The 23,210-nt window shown below is 71.2% G+C and carries 18 protein-coding genes; 7 read left to right on the top strand and 11 right to left on the bottom strand.

Going from position 1 to position 23,210, the window contains the following annotated elements:
• Positions 1–212 precede the first annotated feature (212 nt).
• Genes EDF24_RS05185 through EDF24_RS05165 form a run of 5 tightly spaced genes read left to right on the top strand, consistent with a single transcriptional unit; the run spans position 213 to position 6,043 of the window.
• Positions 213–1,583: a polysaccharide biosynthesis tyrosine autokinase gene (locus EDF24_RS05185; protein ID WP_123701319.1), complete on the top strand. Its 1,371-nt coding sequence runs from the start codon at positions 213–215 to the stop codon at positions 1,581–1,583.
• The gene (locus tag EDF24_RS05180) at positions 1,580–2,188 is read left to right on the top strand and encodes a sugar transferase (protein WP_123701318.1); all 609 of its coding nucleotides are present in this window, start codon (positions 1,580–1,582) and stop codon (positions 2,186–2,188) included. Before EDF24_RS05185 ends, EDF24_RS05180 begins: the two co-directional genes overlap by 4 nt.
• On the top strand, positions 2,185–3,489 hold the full coding sequence (locus EDF24_RS05175; RefSeq protein WP_185021559.1) for a glycosyltransferase family 4 protein: 1,305 nt from the start codon (positions 2,185–2,187) through the stop codon (positions 3,487–3,489). Before EDF24_RS05180 ends, EDF24_RS05175 begins: the two co-directional genes overlap by 4 nt.
• Complete coding sequence (locus tag EDF24_RS05170) at positions 3,486–4,610, top strand: glycosyltransferase (RefSeq protein WP_148070798.1); 1,125 nt, start codon at positions 3,486–3,488, stop codon at positions 4,608–4,610. Before EDF24_RS05175 ends, EDF24_RS05170 begins: the two co-directional genes overlap by 4 nt.
• The gene (locus EDF24_RS05165; RefSeq protein WP_123701315.1) at positions 4,607–6,043 is read left to right on the top strand and encodes a hypothetical protein; all 1,437 of its coding nucleotides are present in this window, start codon (positions 4,607–4,609) and stop codon (positions 6,041–6,043) included. Before EDF24_RS05170 ends, EDF24_RS05165 begins: the two co-directional genes overlap by 4 nt.
• Here EDF24_RS05165 and EDF24_RS05160 read toward each other — a convergent pair.
• The 11 genes from EDF24_RS05160 to dnaK form a co-directional block, all read right to left on the bottom strand.
• The gene (locus tag EDF24_RS05160; protein ID WP_123701314.1) at positions 6,028–7,458 is read right to left on the bottom strand and encodes a right-handed parallel beta-helix repeat-containing protein; all 1,431 of its coding nucleotides are present in this window, start codon (positions 7,456–7,458) and stop codon (positions 6,028–6,030) included. The two genes, EDF24_RS05165 and EDF24_RS05160, sit on opposite strands and share 16 nt — an antisense overlap.
• A 42-nt stretch (positions 7,459–7,500) precedes the next feature.
• Complete coding sequence (locus tag EDF24_RS05155; RefSeq protein WP_123701313.1) at positions 7,501–8,736, bottom strand: lipopolysaccharide biosynthesis protein; 1,236 nt, start codon at positions 8,734–8,736, stop codon at positions 7,501–7,503.
• A 55-nt stretch (positions 8,737–8,791) separates the two neighbouring features.
• Positions 8,792–9,970, bottom strand: a complete 1,179-nt coding sequence (locus EDF24_RS05150) for a glycosyltransferase (RefSeq protein ID WP_123701312.1) — start codon at positions 9,968–9,970, stop codon at positions 8,792–8,794.
• Positions 9,971–10,007: 37 nt separating this feature from the next.
• Positions 10,008–11,318, bottom strand: coding sequence for a nucleotide sugar dehydrogenase (locus tag EDF24_RS05145; RefSeq protein WP_123701311.1), 1,311 nt, complete (start codon positions 11,316–11,318; stop codon positions 10,008–10,010).
• The gene (locus EDF24_RS05140; protein WP_123701310.1) at positions 11,315–12,313 is read right to left on the bottom strand and encodes a Gfo/Idh/MocA family protein; all 999 of its coding nucleotides are present in this window, start codon (positions 12,311–12,313) and stop codon (positions 11,315–11,317) included. Before EDF24_RS05140 ends, EDF24_RS05145 begins: the two co-directional genes overlap by 4 nt.
• Positions 12,310–13,413, bottom strand: coding sequence for a DegT/DnrJ/EryC1/StrS aminotransferase family protein (locus EDF24_RS05135; RefSeq protein ID WP_123701309.1), 1,104 nt, complete (start codon positions 13,411–13,413; stop codon positions 12,310–12,312). Before EDF24_RS05135 ends, EDF24_RS05140 begins: the two co-directional genes overlap by 4 nt.
• 8 nt (positions 13,414–13,421) lie before the next feature.
• Entirely contained in the window at positions 13,422–14,042 is a 621-nt protein-coding gene (locus EDF24_RS05130; RefSeq protein WP_123701308.1) for an acyltransferase, read from the bottom strand.
• Positions 14,043–14,138: 96 nt separating this feature from the next.
• Positions 14,139–14,549 (bottom strand): heat shock protein transcriptional repressor HspR, encoded by a 411-nt coding sequence (locus tag EDF24_RS05125; RefSeq protein WP_123654739.1) that lies wholly within the window; start codon positions 14,547–14,549, stop codon positions 14,139–14,141.
• Between the two features lie 200 nt (positions 14,550–14,749).
• A complete protein-coding gene (locus EDF24_RS05120) occupies positions 14,750–15,754 on the bottom strand; it encodes a DnaJ C-terminal domain-containing protein (protein ID WP_123654569.1) in 1,005 nt (334 codons plus the stop codon).
• 23 nt (positions 15,755–15,777) lie between these two features.
• Positions 15,778–16,413 (bottom strand): nucleotide exchange factor GrpE, encoded by a 636-nt coding sequence (locus EDF24_RS05115; protein ID WP_123654570.1) that lies wholly within the window; start codon positions 16,411–16,413, stop codon positions 15,778–15,780.
• Between the two features lie 3 nt (positions 16,414–16,416).
• A complete protein-coding gene (gene dnaK, locus EDF24_RS05110; protein WP_123654571.1) occupies positions 16,417–18,285 on the bottom strand; it encodes a molecular chaperone DnaK in 1,869 nt (622 codons plus the stop codon).
• Between the two features lie 244 nt (positions 18,286–18,529).
• Between dnaK and EDF24_RS05105 the strand changes: the two genes are divergently transcribed.
• Together EDF24_RS05105 and EDF24_RS05100 are read left to right on the top strand one after the other, a co-directional pair.
• Positions 18,530–20,401, top strand: a complete 1,872-nt coding sequence (locus tag EDF24_RS05105; RefSeq protein WP_123701307.1) for a hypothetical protein — start codon at positions 18,530–18,532, stop codon at positions 20,399–20,401.
• Positions 20,402–20,641: 240 nt separating this feature from the next.
• On the top strand, positions 20,642–23,200 hold the full coding sequence (locus tag EDF24_RS05100) for an Ig-like domain-containing protein (RefSeq protein WP_123701306.1): 2,559 nt from the start codon (positions 20,642–20,644) through the stop codon (positions 23,198–23,200).
• The last annotated feature ends 10 nt before the right edge of the window (positions 23,201–23,210 follow it).

Genomic DNA, 23,210 nt, shown 5'->3' with positions numbered 1-23,210 from the left:
TGACCCTTCTCCTCCGGCGGCGGCTCGCCACCGCGGCCCTCACCGCGCTCGTCTCCATCACGGCCCTCGCGCCCCCGGGTTCGGTGTCGACGTCAAGGACGTCACCACCACCAGCGGGTACTGCGTCCCGTGGCCGTCGACCTGGCGTGAGGGGCAGACCGTGACGGTCAAGTCCCAACTCCTGACGATCCCCGTCGGCTGAGGAACGGGACATGTTCGTCGTCACCGTCGCCCGCGCCGTGCTCGCCGGCTGGTGGATCGTCATGGCGACCACTGCGCTGGGAGCAGGCGCCGCACTGCTGGTCACGAACGCGACGACCCCGGTCTACCGGGCGAGCACTTCGTTCTACGTCTCCGTGACCGGTCAGGACGCCCTGTCCGCCGGCGAGATCGCCCAGGGATCGACGGCGGCGCAGCAGAAGATCACGTCGTACATCGCCCTCGTTTCCTCACCCCGCGTGCTCCGTCCGGTCGTGGAGCGGCTCGGGCTCCACACCACCGTCGCCGACCTGGGCAGCCGGGTGTCCGCAACGACCCGCACCGGGACCGTGATCATCGTCATCACCGCCAACGATCCCGATGCCCGCGCCGCGAAGACCCTCGCATCCGCGGTGGGCTCGTCCCTGGCCGAGGTCGTCTCGGACATCGAGCCGGCGGCCGCGAGCGGTATGGCCTCCGTCACGCTCGAGCCCGTCATGCCCGCGACGGTGCCGACCACGCCGTCGTCGCCACGGCCCGCCGCCGATCTCGCACTCGGGATCGGCGCCGGCCTGGCCGCCGGCGTCCTCCTCGCGCTCGTCCGCGCCGCGGTCGACACGCGGGTCCGGACCGCCGAGGACCTCGACGTCGACGTCCCCGTGGTCGGTGACGTCGCCTTCGACCCGGACGTGGAGCGCCGCCCGCTCATCGTCCGCGACGACGGCTCCAGCGCGCGATCGGAGGCCTTCCGCAGCCTCCGGACGAACATCCAGTTCCTCCGGTCCGGCGGCGCTCCGACGATCGCCGTCACGAGCGCCCGCCAGGCCGAGGGCAAGACCACCACCGTCGCGAACCTCGGGATCGCGATGAGCACCGGCGGGCTCCGGACCGTCATCGTCGACGCGGACCTCCGTCGGCCCGCGATGGCGCAGACGATGGGACTCGAGGGAGCGGCCGGGCTCACCGACGTGCTGGTCGCCCGGGCGGAACTCGAGGACGTCCTGCAGCCGTGGGGCGACGATGGTCTGCACGTCCTGCCGGCTGGGACTGTCCCACCGAACCCGAGCGAGCTCATCGGCTCGGAGGCGATGGAGCGCGTGATCGCCGAGCTGGCGAGGCGGTTCGACGTCGTGCTCGTCGACACCCCGCCGGTCCTGGCGGTCACGGACGCCGCGCTGATGAGCACCCTCGTCTCGACGACCCTCATCGTCGTCGCGGCCAACCAGGGGCGCCGCTCCGACGCGCGCGCGGTCGTGGAGGCACTCGCTCGCGTCGGCGAGCACGCCGACGGGATCGTCCTGACCAAGACCCGGCATGCCATCTCGCGGCGGTCGTACTACCGCTCGGAGTACGGCGCGCGGCGCACGACGGAGCCGGCGCGGTGAAGCGCGCCCTCGACGCACTCGGCGCCGGCACCCTCCTCGTGCTGCTCGCCCCGGTCCTCGCCGCACTCGCTGCCCTCGTCGCGATCCGGCTGGGCCGGCCGGTGCTGTTCCGGCAACAGCGGCCGGGCCTCGGCGGCGTACCGTTCACGATCCTCAAGTTCCGCACCATGCGCGAGGTCGACCGGGCAGCCGGACGGATCTCCGACGCCGATCGACTGACCCCCTTCGGCGAGCGCCTCCGGTCGACGAGTCTCGACGAGCTGCCGAGCCTCTGGAACATCCTGCGCGGCGAGATGAGCTTCGTCGGACCGAGACCCAGCCTGTGCCGGTACCTCGACCTCTACACCGCCGAAGAAGCACGACGGCACGATGTCCGGCCGGGTCTCACCGGCCTGGCACAGGTCCGGGGCCGCAACGCCCTCCCCTGGCCGGACCGCCTCCGCTCGGACGTGGAGTACGTCGACACGGCCACGCTCGCCCTCGACGCCCGGATCCTGGCGCGCACCGTGGTCGTCGTCGCCAGACGCGAGGGCATCACGACCCCCGGCCACGTCACCTCCGACCGGTTCACCGGATCGGCGAACGGCACGAGGAGCACGCCGTGAAGCACCAGGAGCGCCCCGTGAAGACCGTCTGGATCGTGAACCACTACGCCCACCACCGCGAGCGGGACGGGCGGGCGACGCGGCACCAGCACCTCGCCGCGGGTCTCCCGGGCTCCGGCTGGCACGCTGTCGTGATCGCGGCCGGCACCGACCACCCGACGGGTCGGGCGCACCTCGACGGCGTCCGTCTGCGCGAACGGTGGGCAGGCGACGACCACGAGTTCTGCTGGCTCCGCGGGGTCGACCACCGCGGACACGGCATCCGACGGACGCTGCGACGGCTCGCGGACATCGGGCTCTTCACCGCCCTCCTGCTCGTGCCCGGGATGCTCCGCGGGCTCCCCCACCCCGACGTCGTCGTCGGCGGTTCCTTCCACCCGCTCGCCGCATGGGCCGCCTCGGTGCTCGCGCGACGGCACCACGTCCCGTTCGTGTTCGAGCCGCGCGACCTCTGGCCGGAATCCGCGGTCGCGCTCACCCGGATGTCCGAGCGGCATCCGGTGGTCCGCGTCCTCCGCCTGATCGAGCGCACCACGATCGCACGGGCCGTGCACGTCGTCTCCCCGCTCGACGGTGTCGGGCGGTACTACGCAGATCGTGGGCAGCCCCGGCCGTTCACGTGGGTGCCGAACGGGGTCGACCCCGACGAGCCCACGCAGCCCGGTCCGCAACCGCGCCGACCGAACCAAGACCAAGACCAAGACCAGGCGCCGTTCACCGTCGCCTACATCGGCTCGATGGGCACCGCGAACGCCCTCGAGACCGTCATCGACGGCTTCGCCGCCGCCCACCGCCGGAACCCCACCGACGGACCGCAACTGACCCTGCGCATGGTCGGGGACGGGCCGGACCGCGACGCTCTCCGACAGCGCGTGTCGCGCCTCCCGGCCGGTGCCCGCGTGATCTGGGACGGACGCGTGTCACAGGACGAAGCCCGCGACATCGGACGCAGCGCAGGCTGCCTCGTGGTCGCCGTCCACGACCTGCCGCTCTACCGCCACGGCGTCTCGCTGAACAAGCAGTACGAGTACATGCTCACGGGCCGGCCGCTGCTGGTCGCCAGTCCGGTGGTCCTCGCGCCGGTGGCAGCAGCGCGGTGCGGCGTGCACGTCGCGCCCGACGCACCCGACGCGCTCGCGGACGGCATCCTCGCGCTCGCCCGCATGCCCGAGCACGAGCGTGCCGCGATGGGCGCACGCGGCCGCGAGCACGTGCTGCGGGAACACGACTACCGGGCGCTGGCCCGGCGGTACGGAGCAGCGCTGGACGCCGCGTGGTCAGCAGGACGGAGCCGCGCGTGATCCCGGACATCGTCCACGTGTCGAGTGCGCACCCGTGGGTCGACAACCGGGTGCACCTGCGCGAGGCGGCCTCCGCGGCCGAGGCCGGGTTCCGCGTGCGCCTGATCGCGGTGGACTCCGACCTCGGCGCACCACCGACAGGGGTGGACGTGGTCCGGATCCCGCGTCGGCGACGGATCCGCCGGATGACCGTCTCCACGACCCAGGCGCTCGTCCTCGCGCTGCGTTCGCGGGCCCGCGTCGTCCACCTCCACGACCCGGAGCTCATCTGGACCATCCCCGTCCTGCGCGTCGCCGGGCGGCGGGTGGTGTACGACGCGCACGAGGACCTCCCGGACCAGGTCTGGGGCAAGGACTACCTGTCGCACCGCCAGCGCGGGGTGTTCGCGATGCTCTCCCTCCTGCTGCTGCGGGTCGCCGGGACCGCGGACCGCATCGTGACCGCGACGGCCTGGACCGGCCGGCGGTTCCCGGCGACCCGCCGGATCGCGATCCACAACTTCCCGACGGCGCGTGCCGAGGACGACGGACAGGTCGGCCTGGAGGCTCGCCCCACCCTGGTCGCGCACGTCGGGCTCCTGAGTCGTGACCGTGGGATCGACGTGGTCGCATCGGTCGCCGACGACCCGTCGTTCCCGCCGACGTGGCGGATCGAGCTGGTCGGTTCGATCGACGCCGCCACCGACCGCACACGACTCGACGCCGCGGCACGAACAGGACGGGTGCACCACGGCGGCGCGGTCGGACCGACGGCGGCCCGGGACCTCCTCCTGTCGGCGCGGATCGGACTCGTGCCGTTCCGGCGGACGCTGGTGACGGACCAGATCTTCCCGACGAAGCTGTTCGAGTACCTCGCCGCGGGCCTCGCGGTGATCGCGACGGACGTGCCGCTGTGGCGGCACCTGCTCGACGGCGTGGAGTGCGTCACCTTCGTGCCGGGCGACGACCCCGGCGCGATCGCGCGGGCGATCCGGCGCTACGCGGACGACCCGGAGCTCCTCCGGCGGCACGGTGCGTCGGCGCGGACCGCGGCCCAGCGGTTCCGGTGGGAGCCGGAGGCCGAACGGCTCGTCGCGATGTACGACGAGCTCCTGCCCGGTGTCCGCGGCGGGCGCCGGTGAAGCGGGCCGAGCGCGCCCTGCTCCGGGGGCTGCTCCGCCGCCTGGTGTTGGTGGGGGTCACCGTCACCGTGCTCGCGACGACGACGGACTGGATCGCGGCGCACCTCGTCGCGCCGCTGTTCTCGTACAGCGGGTTCACACACGTCGTTGCCCCGTGGCCCGCGCGGTTGGTCGTCGTGGCGTTGACGATCGGCGTCGCGATGTGCCTGCCGGCGACGATCCGTCGCGCGTCGCACGTGGTGCTCTGGACGATCTTCGTCGTGTGCGTCGCGCCGGCGATGCTCATGAGCCCGTCGACGGGGTACCTGTCGATCGGGACCGCCCTCGCGCTGAGTGCGACGATCGGGGCGTCCTTCGCGGTCGTCGGGGCGTCGTTCGCGGTCTGCGGGGCGTCTGCCGCTCGGTCCGTGCCGACGTCCGATGGACCTGAGCGCGACGTCATCCGCCTCGGCGCACGGTCCGTCGACCGCGGAGCCCTGACCTGGACCGTGTGCGCGGCGTACTCCGCCCTCACCTACGCGGTGATGACGGCCACGGTCGGCGTGCACGTCCGGTTCCTCGCTCTCGACGACATCTACGACGTCCGGGCCGCGTACACCGCCGACGTCGGCTCCGGCGGCACGCTCGGGTACCTGCTGACCGGCCAGGCCTACGTCGTCAACCCGCTCCTGCTGGCCAGGGGGATCGCCCGTCGTCGCCCGGCACTCGTCGTGCTCGCGTCGGCCGGCCAGTTCCTGCTCTACTCCAGCACCGGGTTCAAGGCGGTGCTGTTCTCGTTCGTCGCGGTGCTCGGCGTTGCCCTGCTGTTCCGTGGCCGCGCGCAACGCGCGTCGTTGTCCTTCCTCGTGGCACCGATCGCGATCATGATCGTCTCCGCGGTCGCAGACGCGCTGCAGGGCGGGATCACCTGGACCTCGGTGTTCACGCGTCGTTTCATGCTGACGCCCGGGCTGCTCACGTCCGTGTACGTCCAGTTCTTCTCCGACAACCCGGTCGCCGGGTACGGCTACTCGTTCCTCCGGACATGGGTCGACTACCCGTACGACCTCCCGCCACCGAAGCGCATCGCGGCGTTCCTGGTCCCGGGGTCGAACGGGTACGCGAACGCCAACCTGTTCGCGGACGGGTTCGCGAACCTGGGGTGGGTCGGCATCCCGGTCGCCGCTGCGGCGCTGTTCGTGTGGCTCCGGTTCCTGGACCGCGCCGCCGCCGGGCTGCCGCTGCGGGTGGCGGCGATGACCGTGGTGATGCCGAGCATCATGCTGAGCAACACGTCGGTCTTCACCGCGATGCTCTCGCACGGGCTGCTCGTGGGGACCGTGATCCTGGCGATCGCGCCGAGGTCGGGGTGGGACGGACAGCCGGTGCCCCCGTCGTCCGAGCGGCGCCGGTCCGCGTCTCCGTCGCGGCGCGACCGTCAGTCCTCGCGGTAGCGGACGACCACGCCCGTCGTCGCCACGACCGCCGAGGTCGTCGCCGCCCAGTCGTTGGCGACGAGCACCAGGTCGTTGCCCGCCTGACGACACATCACGCCGTAGACCGCGCCGCCGCGACCGCCGGCGTCCGCCGAGTACCGGTTGTCCAGGAGCACCGCGTCGTTCGCCCCGGCGCGGACGTCGATCGCCACCGACGTCGCCGTGCCCTGCTGCCGGAGCCCGTCGACGGTGTTGCCGATCACCGCGAGGCGTTCGTTCGAGTGGTACAGCGACAGACCCCGCCGGACTCCGCCGTCGCACCGGTTGTGCGCGATGGTGAGGTTCCTCGTCAGGTACACCAGGATGCCGGCGTCCCGGTCGCCGTCCCCGTACCCGGTCACGGTGTTCCGGAGCACCACGCCCGTGGCGCGTTCGGCTTCGGACCCGACGACCTCTCCGGCTCCGCGCACGACGATGCCGGATCCCGGGCCGTCCTCGGATCGGGTCACCAGGTTGTCGACGACCGCGCAGTCGATCGGCGCGTACTTCGTCGCGGTGGCATCGGCCTCGTCCTTCGACGGGACGACCGCGATGCCCACCCGGCAGTTGTCCACACGGTTGCGCAGGATCGAGATCGCCTCACCGCCGTGCGTGTCGATGCCCTCCCACTGCTGCACGTCGGAGACGTGGTTGTCCGCGATCGTGATCCGGCTGCTCCGTGGAGCGCCGGCCAGACCGTCGGAGGTGGCCCGGACCGCTTCGATGCCGTAGGAGTTCGGGTACGGCGACGGCTGCAGCACCCGCGCGACCCGGTTCCGCAGCACGCTGCCGCCGACGCAGGAGAACAGCAGGACGCCCGCGTACCCGATGTCTGTGATCACACAGTCGGTCACGGAGAACCGGGTGCAGTGGTCGAACAGGACGCCGTCGTGCGAGAAGCCGCGGATCTCGGCACCGGTGACGTGCACGTCGGTGAGCGGTTCCCCGACGGTGCCGACCGCGTGCACGCCGCGGCCGAGTCCCGAGTGCATCGCCCCGGAGCCGACCAGCCGTGCGTCGACGACCCGGACCCGCGGCGCCCTGACGAGCACGAGGTCGATGTCGCGGTCGGTCGACAGCGCGCCGCCGACGAACCGGAGCGTCATCGGCCGTGCCACGACGAGCGGTGCGGACAGCGACCACGCGCGGGTGATGTCGACGACGGCGTCCGGACGCGCGGCGTCGAGGACGTCCTGCAGCCGTGCCGCGCCGACGTCGTCGCTGTGCGCGACGCCCTCGGATGCCGGCGCCACGGGCACGGACGCAGGCGCGGCGTCGACCGTCGACGCGCCGGCACGCGCCGAGGCGACCGCGAGTACGAGCCCCGGGACGGTGCTCGCCGCGCCCAGGAGCGCGGCACGTCGGGACACGGCCAGGAGCTCACCGCGCGCCACGGACAGGCTCCCCTCGGAGTCCGAGCGAGCGCTCGGTCGACGTCAGGGACTCGCTGGGGTGCCCTTCGTGACGAGCAGCACCAGGACGAGCATCGCCCCGTACGACGCCGTCATCGCGGCGGCGAGCACCGCCAGCACGACGGGCATCGGAGCGCCGAGGACCGAGGGCACGAGGACGGCTCCGGTCGTGCTGACCAGCCGTGCGACGTCCCACACGAGCTGCGTGGTCTGCCGCCCGAGCATCGAGAGCACCTGACTCACCGGTGACACCGCCACCTGGATCGCGAACGCCGGGGCGAGGATCCGTGCGTAGGACCCCGCTGTCTGCCACTCCGCACCGAACACCGCACCGAAGAGGACCGGGCCCGCGAGCAGCACGACGAGCGCTCCCGCTCCCCCGGCGACGAGCAGCCGCCCGGTCAGCCGGACGAGGAGCGGCCGGATCGGCGAACCCGAGCGGGCCCGCTGTCCGAACGCGCCCGCTGCGTACTGCGACACCGCGTCCGCGACCATGCCCACCGGCGACCCGAGCACGCGCATCGTCAGGGCGACGAACCCGGCGGCAGCACTGCCGTGGACCGCCGCGATCACGATGCCCGGAGCCTGCTGCCCGACGACGTTCAGCATCGCGGACCACGGGGTCAGCGTGAGGAAGCGACGGTGCTCCGACGCCGCCTGCGCGACCTGCCTCCGTGACGGCAGCCCGGCTGCGGGCCGGAGCATCCCGAGCACCGCGGCGAAGCGCCCGGCTGCGAGCCCGCCGACCAGACCGATGGGTCCGGCGAACGCCATCGCGAGGTTCCAGGCCGTCTGACCGAGTCCCTGACACGCGTTCCGGACCGCGAGCGCGCGGTGCGCTCGACGTCGGGCGAGCACGGCGGAGCAGATGCGCTGCACGGCGATCGCGATCGTCGTGACCGGCAGGACCCACCAGAGGTCGGCCAGCGCCGGCGCCCGGAACCATGCAGCGAGCGACTCGCGGAGCGCCCAGGCGACGCCTGCGGTGAGCAGCCCGGCCAGCAGCGTCGCTCCGAACCCCACGGTGATCAGCGACCGGACGTGGTTCGGCTCGGCGACCGCGAGCGCTCGGTCGGTCCCGAGGGCGGCACCGGCACCGAGCACCGATGCGATCGCCGTGACCACGGTCAGCGTCCCGAAGTCCGACGCGGAGTACGTCCGGGTGAGCACCGGCGAGACCGCGACGACGGCTCCCTGGCCCAGGACGGTCCCGACCAGGATCGTCAGGACAGCTGACGGAGCGCGCGGGGGTCTGCGCATGCGGACCGCCGATCGTCGTGGGGTGCAGGGTGAACATCAGTACATCACATTTCTCTCACGCGTCGAACGGGGCGACGCCCCACACAGAGCGGTAGACGGCGAGGAGCGCCGTCGCCTCGTGGTCCCAGCGGTAGCGGTCCGCAACGAGCGCGCGACCGGCGGCGGCGTGTGCGCGCAGGAGGTCCGGGTGCTCGGCGTACCGGCGGACGGCGCGGGCGACGGCGTCCGGGTCATCCGCCGGCACCCACGTCGCACAGTCCGCGCCGGCCAGCAGTTCGCGCCAGAGCGGGACGTCCGTGGCGACGACGGCGGTGCCGGCGGCGAGGTACTCGAACAGCTTCGTCGGGATCGAGGCCGCGTACGCCGGGGTCGGCCGGAGCGGGAGGAGCCCGACCCGGGCCCCGAGCAGCAGGTCGCGCGCGGCGTGCGGCGCGAGGGTCCCGCGGTGGTCGATCCGACCGGCCGCGACCAGCCCGTCGAAGCGGGACCGGTCGACGGCGGAGTCGATACGCCCAGCCGTCACGACCCGCCAGGCATCGGGGAAGTCGGGCGACGACGCCGCACCGCTGATCACGTCGATCCCTCGGTCCCGGCTCAGCGCACCGAGGTACACCGCGACGAGGGGCCGATCGGTCACCGGTGGTGCGTCGAGGTCGGCGGGACGGAGCACCGGCAGGTTGCGCACGACGGTCGTCCGCGCCGTGGGGAACCGAGCGGCGATCGTCGGCGTCGCAGCGACCACCGCGTCGGCGCGCCCGGCGACCAGGACGACGAGGTGCGCGAGCACGACGGCCGCCCGCCGCGCCCATCGACCGAGGTACTCCTTCCCCCGGACCTGGTCCGGCAGGTCCTCGTGCGCGTCGTAGACCACGACGCGTCCGACCGCACGGAGGAGCGGCACCGCCCAGACGAGTTCCGGGTCGTGCAGGTGCACCACCGTGGCTCGGGACGACAGCGCGGCAGTGATCACCTGTGCGGACGAGCGGACCACCCGTGCCCGGCGACGGCGTGCGGGGACGCGGCGGACGAACACCCCGGTGGCGAGGTCCGGGCGCCCCCAGTCGGTGTCGCCCGTCGCAGCGACGTCGTCGCCGTCGACCGCCACCGCGACCAGCGCCGTGCGGTACCCGGCGGCTGCGGCGCTCGCAGCCGACCGGAGGTGCACTCGGTTGTCGGTCCACGGGTGCGCACTGGACACGTGCACGATGTCGAACGGACGGGATCGGTGGCGCATGCTGCGAAGCTATGTGCCGCCGAGCCGAGCGCGCGAGTTATTCACATCTTGTGTTTCGCAGCCCGCCGCCGAGGGCGATCACCGTCACCGACGGCCACCGCGCCGGGTCCAGGACCCGCCGCCCGTCGAGGATCGTCCGCACGCCGGGAAGGCGTTGCGGTCCCCACGAGGCGTACTCCGCGTGGTCGGCCTGCACCACGGCAGCGTCGACCGCTGCTCCGGCGACGGACGGCGCGAACCCGAGGGCCCGGAGCTCATCCGGCCCGTAGAGCGGGTCTGTGACGGTGACCACGGCACCCCGCGCGGTGAGCGCCGCGACGGTGTGGAACACCCCGGAGAACGCGGTCTCCTTGACCCCACCGCGGTACGCGGCGCCGAGCACCACGATCCGCTCACCCCGGAGGTCGCCGTGCACCCGGGCGAGCACGTCCACCGCATGCGCGGGCATCGCGGCGTTCCGGGCACGAGCGGCCCGCACCACCGATGCATCCGGGTCGTTCCAGAGGTAGAGCTGCGGGTACACCGGGATGCAGTGCCCACCGACGGCGATGCCCGGACGGTGCAGGTGGCTGTACGGCTGGGAGTTGCACGCTTCGATGACTCGCTCGACGTCGATGCCGGACCGGTCGGCGAACACCGCGAACTCGTTCGCCAGGGCGATGTTGACGTCGCGGTAGGTGGTCTCGGCGAGCTTCGCGAGTTCGGCGGCCTCGGCGGACCCGAGGTCCCAGACCCCGTTCGGCCGGTCGAGGTCCGGTCGGTCGTCGAACTGCAGCACCGAATCGTAGAACCCCGCGGCGCGCTCCGCACCGCGCGGGGACAGCCCACCGACCAGCTTCGGGTACCGTCGCAGGTCCGCGAACACCCGCCCGGTCAGCACCCGCTCCGGCGAGAACACCACGTCGAAGTCCCGCCCCTCGACGAGCCCCGAGCGGGCTTCGAGCCGGGGCGCCCACCGCGTCCGCGTCGTCCCGACCGGGAGCGTGGTCTCGTACGCGACGAGGATCCCCGGCCGCAGGTGCGCGCCGATCACGTCGGTCGCCGCGTCCATCCAGCCGAAGTCCGGCACGCCGTCCGACGACACGAACAGCGGCACCACGACGACGACCACGTCCGCGACGGCGAGCGCCCGCTCGGGATCGGTCGTCGCTGTCAGCCCACCGGAGGCCACCACGGCCGACAGCTCGTCGTCGAGCCCGTGCTCCCCCGGGAACGGCGGGACCCCGGCGTTCACGGACTCCACGACCGCGTCCGCGACGTCGAGCCCGACCACCGTGGCGCCCGACCGCGCGTACTGCACGGCGAGCGGCAGCCCGATCTTGCCGAGCCCGACCACCGCGACCCTCACGCTGCGACCCCGATGCGGACGGTCTGCCGCGTGTGCGCCGACTCGAGCACGGCCTCGGCGACCTCGACGGTCCGCAGCCCGTCCCGCAGGGTGACGATGTCGGCCGGCAACCCGAGCACGGCATCCCGGAACGCCTCGTGCTCCACGACCAGGGGCTCGCGTTTCGGGATCGCGAACCGCGTGCTCGCTCCCTCGGCGACCCCGCGGAACGCGGCGACGCGCTCCCAGCCCGTCGGGACCGTGCCGTTCTCGTGGAACGTCAGGTCCGCGCTGAGCGTGTCCGCGACGAACGTGCCGTGCTCTCCGGTCACGACGAAGAGCCGCTCCTTGAAGGGGGTGAGCCAGTTCACCAGGTGCGAGGTCAGCGTGCCGTCGGCGAGCTCGCCCGTGACGGTCACCAGGTCCTCGTGGGCACGCCCGCTCTTCGTGCACGCGAGCGCCCCGATGTGCACGTACTCCGACCGCGCGATCCACGCCGTGGCGTCGATGTCGTGGGTCGCGAGGTCCTTGACGACCCCGACGTCCGCGATCCGCGACGGGAACGGACCCTGTCGCCGGGTGGCGATCTGGTGGACGGCACCGAGCTCGCCGGCGTCGAGCCGATGTCGGAGTGCCTGCAGCGCGGGGTTGTACCGCTCGATGTGCCCGACCGCTCCGACCAGCCCGGCGCCGTCGAACGCCGCGACGAGCCGAGCGGCGGCGCCGGCATCGGCCGCCACGGGCTTCTCGATGAGGGCGTGCACGCCGGCGGCGGCGAGGAGCAGGCCGACGGGTTCGTGGAGCCCGGTCGGGACGGCGACCACCGCGGCGTCGATCCCGATCCCGATCAGGTCGGAGGCCGTCCGCACGACCGAGAGCCCGTCCGCGGCACCGCGGGGGTCGCCGAGCGCGTCGGCCGCCCCGACCAGGTCGACCCCGTCGAGCGACCGCAGCACGCGGACGTGGTGCGCCCCCATGACCCCGAGCCCGACGACGCCGATCCGCACGCCGCTCACCGTCCTGCTCCGGCCAACGCGTTCACGGCCGCGACGATCCGGTCGAGCTGCTGCAGCGTGAGCGTCGGGTACACGGGGAGCGCCAGCACCTCGGCGGCGGCCCGCTCCGTCTCCGGCAGGTCGCCGCACACCGGACCGCTCGACCCGACGAAGGAGGGCAGACGGTGCACCGGCGTCGGGTAGTAGACACCGGCGCCGATGCCGTACTCCGCATCGAGCGCCGCGACGAAGCCGTCCCGGTCGTCGGGGACCCGGACGACGTACTGGTGGAACACGTGCTCGGCGAGCGGGTGCACGGTCGGCAGGGTCACACCGCGGAGCTCCCCGGTCAGGTACGCGGCGTTCGCGACCCGCTGCGCCGTCCAGCCGAGGACCTTCCGGAGCTGCGCTCGTCCGATGGCCGCGTGCACGTCCGACATCCGGGCGTTGAAGCCCACGATCTCGTTCTCGTAGCGGGTCGCCATCCCCTGGTTGCGGAGCAGGCGGACCGTCCGCTCGACGCCGGGCGACGGCGTCGCGACCATCCCGCCCTCCCCCGAGGTCATGTTCTTCGTCGGGTAGAGACTGAACGCCGCGGCGTCCCCGAGCGTCCCGACACGCGCGCCGGACCACCGCGCACCGTGCGCCTGCGCCGCGTCCTCGAGCACGAGCAGGTCGTGCGACCGGGCCACGTCGACGAGCTCGTCCATGTCCGCGGGGTGCCCGTACAGGTGCACCGGGACGACCGCCCGGGTGCGGGACGTCACCGCGGCGGCGACCGCGCACGGGTCGACGCAGAACGACGCGGCGTCGATGTCGACGAAGACCGGGACGGCCCCGACGAGCCGCACGGCGTTCGCGGTGGCGGCGAAGGTGAACGACGGGACGATGACCTCGTCGCCCTGGCCGATGCCGAGCGCGAGGAGCGCCAGGTGCAGCGCCGCGGTCCCGCTGTTCACGGCGACGACCGGTGACGCCTCGACGAGCAGACTGCCGAACTCGCGCTCGAACGCCGCGACCTCCGGGCCCTGCGCGAGTGCGCCGCTCGCCAGCACGGCATCGACCGCCCGGCGTTCCTCGACGCCGATGAGCGGCTTCGCCACCGGGATCGCATCGGCCATGACGGCTCTCACCGGAGTTCCTCGAGGAACGCACCGTCATCCGTGAACCGGAACCGGTCCCCGGTGTCGGGACACACCAGGTGGTGGTGGTCGACACGGCCAAGGCGCGCACCGGTCCGGCCGACCCAGCCGATCCGCCGGGCCGGCACGCCGGCGACGAGCGCGTGGTCCGGGACGTCGCGGTTCACGACGGCTCCTGCGGCGACCATCGCCCAGCTGCCGATGTGCACGGGTGCGACGCAGACCGCACCGGCTCCGATCGACGCCCCCTGCTCGACGACGACGGCCGAAGCCCGCCAGTCCCCCGCCCGCACCACGGACCCGTCCGGCGCGATCGCGCGCGGCACCGTGTCGTTCGTCAACACCACCCCGGGGCCGACGAAGACGCCGTCGCCGAGGACCGCGGGCCCGTACACGAGTGCCGCGTTCTGGATCTTGCAGCGGGCCCCGATCCGGACACCGCCACCGATGGTGACGTTCCGTCCGACCAGGGTCTCGGCGCCGATGACCGCGTCGGCTTCGACGTGGCTGTGGTCCCAGACGCGCACGCCCGGGTGGAGTCGTGCCGAGTCGGCGACGACGGCGGAGGGCGACACGAAGGGGTCGCCAGGAGCTGTGCGTGTGGTCATCGAGCCGCACGCTACACGAATCTGGAATACCGGTGCGAAGTATACACATTTCGCGGATATCGCACTATTCCGCGGGGTGATCGCCCAGCAGCAGGCTCAGTGCGGCGGCCGCCAGAGCACGATCTGCGTGTTCCGCTGCGGTCGAGCGCCAGCCCGCAGGGACACCGCAGCCCCGGTCGTCGTCGCCGCGAACACCCGCGCCCCGGGTCGACTGATGAGCTGGTCGGCCAGAGCCGTCTCGAGCTCACGGACGCGCTCACGGAGCGCGCGGGTCTCGTTCTCGAGTTCGAGCACCCGCCGGATCCCTTCCAGCGACACCCCCTCGGAGCCGAGTCGCGCGATCTCCCGCAGCTGCGCGACATCGCGCATCGAGTACCGGCGGGACCCGCCACGGGTCCGCCCCGGGACGACCAGGCCAAGCCGGTCGTACTGCCGCAGCGTCTGCGGGTGCATCTCCGCCAGCTCCGCGGCGACCGCGATCGCGAAGACGGGCGAGTTCTCGTCCATGTCGGTCATGGCGTGTTCCTTTCCGTCGTTCGCGTGGATCGAAAGCCAGCCTGGAGGCTCGGCGGGCGTCCGTCAGGAAGCCGCGCCGAGCCGCTCCCCACCGGCACGGCCGGCCCGCCGCTTCGCGACGGGCCGGTACCGGCTGCGTGGGCCCAGGCTGGGTCTGTTGCTGATGGCGCGCGAGCGCACCGGCGCGCGTTCTAGCTGCGCGCCTTGGCGAGGAGGTCCTCGCGCGGGTCTTCGTCGGGCAGGGCCGCCGCGAGTGCCTCGACGGCCTCCCGCGCCTTGTCCGACAGGTGCGACGGCACCGCGACCTGCACGGTGGCGAGCAGATCGCCCGTCCCGTTCTTGGTCGCGACCCCGCGCCCCTTGACGCGGAGGACACGACCGGAGGGCGTGCCGGGCGCGACCCGGAGCTTGACGGGTTCGCCGCCGAGGGTGGGCACCTGGATCGTCGCGCCGAGCGCCGCCTCGACGAACGTCACGGGGACGTCCACACGGAGGTTCTGCCCGTCGCGCTCGAACACCGGGTGCTTGCGGACGTGCACCGTGACCACCAGGTCACCCGCGTCGCCGCCGTCGGGCGATTGCTCGCCACGACCGCGCAGCCGGATCTTCTGGCCGTCGGCCACGCCTGCGGGGATGCGGACGTTCACCGGTCGGCCGTTGCCCTGCGAGAGCTTGACGGTGTCGCCGGCGATGGCCGTCGTGAAGTCGAGCGTCGTCGTCGCGGTGACGTCGCGCCCCTTCGTCGGGCCACCGAAGCCGCGGTAGCCGCCGGAGGGCTGGCCGAAACCAGCACCCCCGCCGCCACCGAACATGCCCCCGAGGATGTCCTCGAAGCCACCGCCGCCACCCTGGCCGAAGCGGACACGCTGCCCGCCACCGCCCTGCTGACCGAACATCCCGCCGAAGACGTCCTCGAACCCGCCACCCTGGCCTGCGCCACCCGCCGTGAAGCGAGCACCGGAGCCCATCGCGCGGACCTGGTCGTACTCGGCCCGCTGCTCCTTGTCGGAGAGCACCGAGTACGCCTCGCTGATCTCCTTGAAGCGGTTCTCCGCCGCGGTGTCACCCGGGTTGGAGTCCGGGTGGAACTGCCGCGCGAGCTTCCGGTACGTCTTCTTCAGCTCGGCGTCGGAGGCGTCCTTGGAGACCCCGAGGACCTTGTAGAAGTCCTTGTCGAACCAGTCTTGGCTGGCCATGGATCACCTACCTCCTGTCCGGATCAGGCCGGGACCGCCACCGCGACCTTGGCCGCACGGAGGACGCGCTCACCGAGCTTGTAGCCCGGCTCGACGACGTCCGCCACGGTCTGGCCGGTGGCGCCCGGGGTCGGGAGCTGCACGATCGCCTCGTGGATGTTCGGGTCGAAGGACTCGCCCTTCTCGCCGATCTGCACGAGCTTGAACCGCTCGAAGCCGCCACGGATCTTCTGGCCGATGACCTGCATGGGGCCCTCGGTCAGGTCGCCGTGGGCCTCGGCCCGGGTGAGGTCGTCGAGCGCCGGCAGGAGTGCACGCACCACCTCGGCGATGGCGACCTCGCGGTTGGCTTCACGGTCGCGCTCGACGCGCTTCCGGAAGTTCACCAGCTCGGCCTGCGCACGGAGCATGTCCGCGCGCATCTCGGCGACGAGGTCGCGGTCGGCCGTGGACAGCTTGTCCTCGGCCATGCCGCGCGCCGCATCGGCCAGCAGTGCCTCGTCCTCAGGGCTGAGGTCGTTCGCTGCGTCGGTCGGCACCTCGACGTCGGGCCCCTCGGCCTCGATCAGGTCCTCGGGCTCCGCCGCGTTGGTGGCGTCACCCTCGACCTGGGGCTCCTCGTTGTCGTTGACGTTGTCGTCGTTCGTGGAGTCCGTCATCGGCTACTTCTTGTCGTTCTCGTCGTCGTCCACGACCTCGGCGTCGACGATGTCCTCGTCGTCCGCGCCGTCGGTCGGCTGCTCGCCCTGCGCCCCGTCCGCACCGGGAGCGCCGGCGGCGTCCTGCTGCGAGTAGATCGCCTGACCGAGCTTGCCCTGCGACTCGTTGAGCTTGTCGAAGGCGGTCTTGACGGCGTCCTCGTCCTCACCCGCGAGGGCGGACTTCAGCGCGTCGACGTCGGCCTGCACCTCGGACTTGACGTCCGCGGGGAGCTTCTCGTCGTTCTCCTTGATGAGCTTCTCGATCGAGTAGACGAGCTGCTCGGCCTGGTTGCGACGCTCGTTCGCTTCACGACGGGCCTTGTCCTCGGCCGCGTGCTCCTCGGCTTCGCGGACCATGCGCTCGATGTCCTCCTTCGGCAGCGAGGAGCCGCCGGAGATGACCATCGACTGCTCCTTGCCGGTGCCCTTGTCCTTCGCGGACACGTGCACGATGCCGTTGGCGTCGATGTCGAAGGTGACCTCGACCTGCGGGACGCCACGGGGAGCCGGCGCGATGCCGGTGAGCTCGAACGTGCCGAGCGGCTTGTTGTCGCGGGTGAACTCGCGCTCGCCCTGGAAGACCTGGATCGCGACCGACGGCTGGTTGTCGTCAGCGGTCGTGAAGGTCTCGCTGCGCTTGGTCGGGATCGCGGTGTTGCGGTCGATGAGCTTCGTCATCAGGCCGCCCTTGGTCTCGATGCCGAGCGAGAGCGGCGTGACGTCGATGAGCAGGACGTCCTTGCGCTCACCCTTCAGGACACCGGCCTGCAGCGCGGCGCCGACGGCGACGACCTCGTCCGGGTTCACGCCCTGGTTCGGCGACTTGCCACCGGTCAGCGACTTGACGACCTCGGCCACCGCGGGCATGCGGGTCGAGCCACCGACGAGGACCACGTGCGCGATGTCGTTGACCGACACGCCCGCTTCCTTGATGACGTCGTTGAAGGGCTTCTTGGTGCGGTCGAGCAGGTCGGAGGTCATCTGCTCGAACTGCGCGCGCGAGATGGTCTCGTCGAGGTTCAGCGGGCCGTCAGCGGTCAGCGTGAGGTACGGCAGCTGGATGCTGGCGCTCAGCTGGCTCGACAGCTCCTTCTTGGCCTGCTCGGCGGCTTCCTTGAGGCGCTGCTTGGCGATCTTGTCCGTGGACAGGTCGACGCCGTGCTCGTCCTTGAACTTCTTGATCAGGTAGTCGACGATGCGCTGGTCCCAGTCGTCACCACCGAGGCGGTTGTCGCCCGAGGTCGCACGGACCTGGATCGTGGAGAAGTCGTCGTCCTTGCCCACTTCGAGCAGGGAGACGTCGAACGTGCCGCCACCGAGGTCGAAGACCAGGATGAGCTCGTCTTCCTTGCCCTTGTCGAGGCCGTAGGCCAGGGCAGCCGCGGTCGGCTCGTTGATGATGCGGAGGACGTTGAGCCCGGCGATCTCACCGGCGTCCTTGGTGGCCTGGCGCTCCGCGTCGTTGAAGTACGCCGGCACGGTGATGACCGCGTCGGTGACGTCTTCACCGAGGTACTGCTCGGCGTCGCGCTTGAGCTTGCCGAGGGTGCGGGCCGAGATCTCCTGCGGCGTGTACTGCTTGCCGTCGATCTCGACCTTCCAGTCGGTGCCGATGTGGCGCTTGACGGAGGCGATGGTGCGGTCGACGTTCGTGACCGCCTGGCGCTTGGCGGTCTCGCCGACCAGGACTTCGCCGTCCTTCGTGAACGCCACGATCGACGGGGTGGTCCGGAGACCCTCGGCGTTCGCGATGACGGTGGGCTCGCCACCTTCGAGAACGCTGACGACCGAGTTGGTGGTTCCGAGGTCGATGCCTACTGCACGTCCCATGTGGTGTTGCTCCTTCTGTCGTTGCTGTGGTGCTGAAGTCTTCCGGACTTGCGTCCGATGGACTCAACTCTACTCCGGACTGGAGGCTCGTCAACTCTGGGAGCTGAAAGTTGCGTCCGAATGGCTCAAGTCCAAACCGTGCAGCCGATTCCGTTAGCGGCATACTGATATGTGTGTTTCATGTGTAGCGTTCAGGTGTCGCGTGCCGTAGATCGCGGCCCGAACAACACAGGAGCACGGAACCATGTCACAACACGGAACGCTCAGGGCGCTCGGCGCGACCGCCCTCGCATTCGCCACCGTCATCACCGGCATCAGCGCAGGGCCGGCTGGCGCGAACGCAGCCCCGCAGCTCCGCGCTTCGTACGCCTACACGCCATCCGGTGTCACCTCGTCGGTGAGCGAGAGCGGCATCACCTACCACGGCACCCCGTCGTGCGGTGGGACCTGGGACACCTGCAGTCTCTACCTGTCGACGACGACGACCCACACCGTCGGGCTCGGCGACTTGTCGAACGGTGGCACCGTTCGCTGGCCGGCCTCGATCGCCCCGGGCGCGACGGCGACGCTGTACGTGATGAGCCGCAACTTCTGGCAGTCCCAGGGACACCTCTCTCCCGCCGTTCCCATCACCGTCACCCGCCCGGGCAGCGTGACCCCGCCGCCGGCACCCGGCGGTGGGCTCGTCACCACCCCCGGGTACGACTACACGATGGACGCGGGCACCACGAAGAAGAACCTGCTCGTGCCCGTGCAAGCGCGGGCCGACCTGAAGATCTCGGACGGCACGCTCGCGCTGACCGCGCCGTCCGGCACGACGTTCACGCCGGGCCAGACCACCCTGCAGGGCCGCTACACCACCGGTTCGAACTTCGAGTCCGCACCGTGGCTGAACGCGGTCGGCGAGGTCTCGGCCGACGGCAGGACCTTCATCGGAGTGACGAAGGGGGCGAAGGACACGACCATCGCCGAGAACGCCTACATCGCCTGGCAGGTCAGCGTCGACGCCGCACCCGCGACCGACGACGGCACCGGAACGCTCGGCCAGCGCTTCGTCGGCTCCTCGAACCTCGGCTCCTTCAACGTCGCCGGGAGCTCCCGGGTGGCGATCACCGGTGTCACGCCGCCGACGCCGATCGACGGGTCCTTCGACCCGGCCGGCGTCGGCACTCCGGCCACCGTCCCCGCTGGCACTGTCCAGCCCGTGCACTTCGGCGCCACGGTCACCGAGAAGGTCACCGGCATGCAGGACACGAAGGTTGTCCTCACGGCGCCGCGCGGTACCGCGTTCCCCGAGGGCACGACGACGCTCACCGGCGAGTACGCGTCGGGAGGAGGGTGGAAGCGCACCGATTCCCTACGCGTCACCGGTTCGTTGAGCGCCGACCGCACGACGTTCACCGGCACCATGCCCGACTCCGGCCACGGCTTCGAGCTCCCCACGGGCTACAGCGTCCGCTGGAGCGTCCCCGTCGCCGCTCCCGACGACGCCACGAGCGGCACCGGTGACCTCGGCTTCACCGTCACGACCACCGTCGGCGAGAAGCCCTTCCGGATCACCGGCGCATCCCGCGTCACCGTCGAGCAGTCCGTGCGCCCCATCACCGCGAAGGTGGACTCGGTCGACGACGCCGCGCGCACCGCAGCAGTCTCCGGGACCGCGACGAAGGAAGCCGAGGTCCGCGTCGGCAACACGATCATCGCGAAGGCGGACACCGACGGGAACTGGTCCGGCACGGTCACGAACCTGGTCGTCGGCAAGCAGGACGTCAGCTTCGCGCAGTACCTGCGCGGCGAGGAGGTCGACGACACCACGATCCCCGTCGAGGTGAAGCAGCTCGAGCTCGCCCCCGTCACGGTGACCACGCGGACGGTCAGTCCCGGGGAGCAGAACACCATCACCGGCACGGGTGAGCCGGGGGCGACCTTCCGGGTCCTCAAGGCCAACGGCAAGGAGATCGCCCCTGGGGCACACGTCGTCGGCATCGACGGAACGTGGTCGTTCGACCACATGGTCGCTGCAGGCTCCAAGCGCTTCCGGTTCGTGATCGAGCAGTCGAAGTACGGGCAGACCGTCCCGAGCGAGCTCTTCACCGTGCCGGCCGACACGAAGTAGCAGCACGCGGCGACGATGCCGCATCCACGAGGGCCTGGGGCCGGCGCGAGCCGGCCCCGGGCCCTCTGCCGCGCACGGCCGCCTCGTGGAGACGATCGCACTCGGTATGTTGATATCTGCATGATGTGTGTGATATTTTCTTGGAACGCGGCAAGCCTCCCGGATGGGCCGCGTGTCTCCTGTTACCCGACCCGGCCACCCGACACCACGGCACCGGGCCATCACAGAAAGCACACACCCATGCGAAAGCACAAGACCCTCAAGGCGTTCGGCGCGACGGCGCTCGCCGCAGCCACCGTCGCCTCCGGCCTCAGTTTCGGCGCTACCGCCGCCTCCGCGGCCCCCGAAGCCCGTACTCCTTCCGCGCCGTTCAAGTTCGTCTGGCAGGAGGGTGACCGTTTCAGCTCCCTTGACTCGAACGCCGCCGAGATGATCAGCGAGTCACTCAGCGAGGCCGAACGCCGGGCCGCGGACTTCACGTACGACGCGGAGACCATGCGCGTCACGAACACGGGCGGGCAGTGCCTGGGGGTCGGCAACTTCGGCGCGAACTACCTCCGCGCCGAAGCCTGCTCGACGTCTCCATTGCAGAAGTTCCTCTTCACGAACGGCAGTTTCGCGACGGCCACGACCCCGTTGAAGTACCTGGGTACTGAGGGGAGCCACAGCGGGCGCCCGTTCATGAACTCGGACACGCCCACGCCGTTGATCGGCGGCCCTGAGTCGGCCGTCGATGGCGGATTCGAGTCCGCGCCGGGGTACACCTATGAGGTTGAGGCCGGCAAGACCGTGGGCGTTTCGGTCCCGGTCGAGGCAACCGCCGATTCGACACTGTCCGACGGCATGGTGTTCCTGACCGCACCGACTGGTACCAAGTTCACAGCTGGGCAGACGGTCGCGAAGGGCCGCATCGCCGAGAACAACGTCTGGGTGGACCACCCGACGATGGACGCGAAGGGATCGGTGTCGGCCGACGGCACGAAGTTCACCGGGCAGATCACAGCGGGCGCCAAGGCCAGCGCCAACCGCTACTACTCATGGCGGATCTACGTCACCGCGGACGCGATTCCGGCCGACACGACCAGTCCCGTGCAGCAGTCGTTCGTCGGCGTGACGAACGTCGGGCGCTTCCTCGTGAACGGCACGTCGACCGTGACCGTGAAGGCGAGCAAGAACGAGTTCACCGCGGTCGGCGCCTTCGCGGACGACGTGACGAAGAAGGCCACGATCAGCGGCACCGGCGTGGACGGTTCGACGATGAAGCTCTACGCACCGAACGGTGACGAGATCGACTCGCAGGCCGTGTCCGACGGGAAGTACTCCTTCTCCGTGACTGCGCCGGGCTCCGGTGTCCAGACGTTCAAGGTGTCCCAGACCACGGACGGCGTCGAGTCGCCGCAGAAGGACGCCGTCCTGGACTACGGCAACGCCGTGGCGATCACGGGTCCGGCCACGGGCAGTGTGACCCCGGGTGATGTCACCGTCACCGGAACCGGTGTCTCCGGGTCGAAGGTCACCATCACCGGTGGCGCGAAGACGGTCACCACCACCGTCGGCACGGACAACACCTTCTCCGCTCCGGTCGAGATCGCCCCGTCCAGCTCGATCACGAACATCACCGTGTCGCAGCAGTCCAAGGGCAACCTGACGACGACCGCAGCGGTGAAGGTCACCGCGGACGGCAAGCAGGAGGCCACCGGCACGGCCATCACCGGCCCCGCGGACGGCGTCTACGAGCCGATGAAGACCACCACCGTCACCGGCACTGCGACCCCGTACGCGACGGTCGTCATCACGAACCAGTGGAACGTGTCGATCGCGACGGTCACCGCGGGCAAGGACGGCACGTGGTCCTTCGACCGTGTCTACGGTCCGGCTGCGGAGTACCAGCTCACCGCCACGCAGACCCGTCTGGACGGCAGCGGGAGCAAGTCCGCCGCGTTCGCGCTCGCACCGCTGGGTTCCTTCAAGAACCTCACGATCGACAACGAAGCACCCGCGACCTACACCGCCGGCAAGGACTACACCTTCACCGGTACCGCGACCCCGGGCGCCACCATCACGGCCACGAACCAGTGGGGCACGAAGGTCTTCGAGACCCGCGCGAACCAGTCCAACGGCACGTGGACCTCGGCCCGCCAGTACGGTCCGACCGCCGAGTACACCTTGACGTTCGTCCAGAAGGCGCTCGACGGCAAGACCGACAAGCGTGAGGGCTTCGTCCTCAAGCCGCTCGTCACCGAGACCCCGATGACGATCACCAGCCACAAGGACGGCGACTCCTACCGCCCGGGCTCGAACACCTTCACCGGCGTCGGCACGCCAGGCGCCACCGTCACCGCCCGGAACCAGTGGAACACCGTGATGGGCTCCGCGACCGTGAAGGAGAACGGCGACTGGGCATTCGAGCGCACCATGGGCCCCTCAGCGCCCTACACGCTCACCTTCACCCAGACCAAGGACGGCAAGACCATCAACACGGTCCCGCTGAACCTCGCCGCCCCCGTCGTCCAGGACTTCGCCCTCACCAGCCCTGCCGCCGGTGAGACCTACACGCCCATGAAGGCCACCACCTTCACCGGCAAGGCATCCGCGTTCTCGAAGATCACCGTCACGACCACCCTCGGCACCAAGGTCTTCGAGACCGAAGCCGACCAGAAGGGCGATTGGTCGTACACCCGCGCCTACGGCCCGACGAACACCTACACGCTCAACTTCGACGAGACCACCACCAACGGCACCACCACCCGCGTCCTGAAGAACTTCATCTTCGCCCCCGACGCACCCGCCACGAAGTAACACCCACCAC

The organism is Curtobacterium sp. PhB130 (genome assembly GCF_003755165.1).
Taxonomy (GTDB): Bacteria; Actinomycetota; Actinomycetes; order Actinomycetales; family Microbacteriaceae; genus Curtobacterium.
Note: the sequence above shows the minus strand (reverse complement) of the source record. Positions and strands in the feature narration are given on the sequence as shown.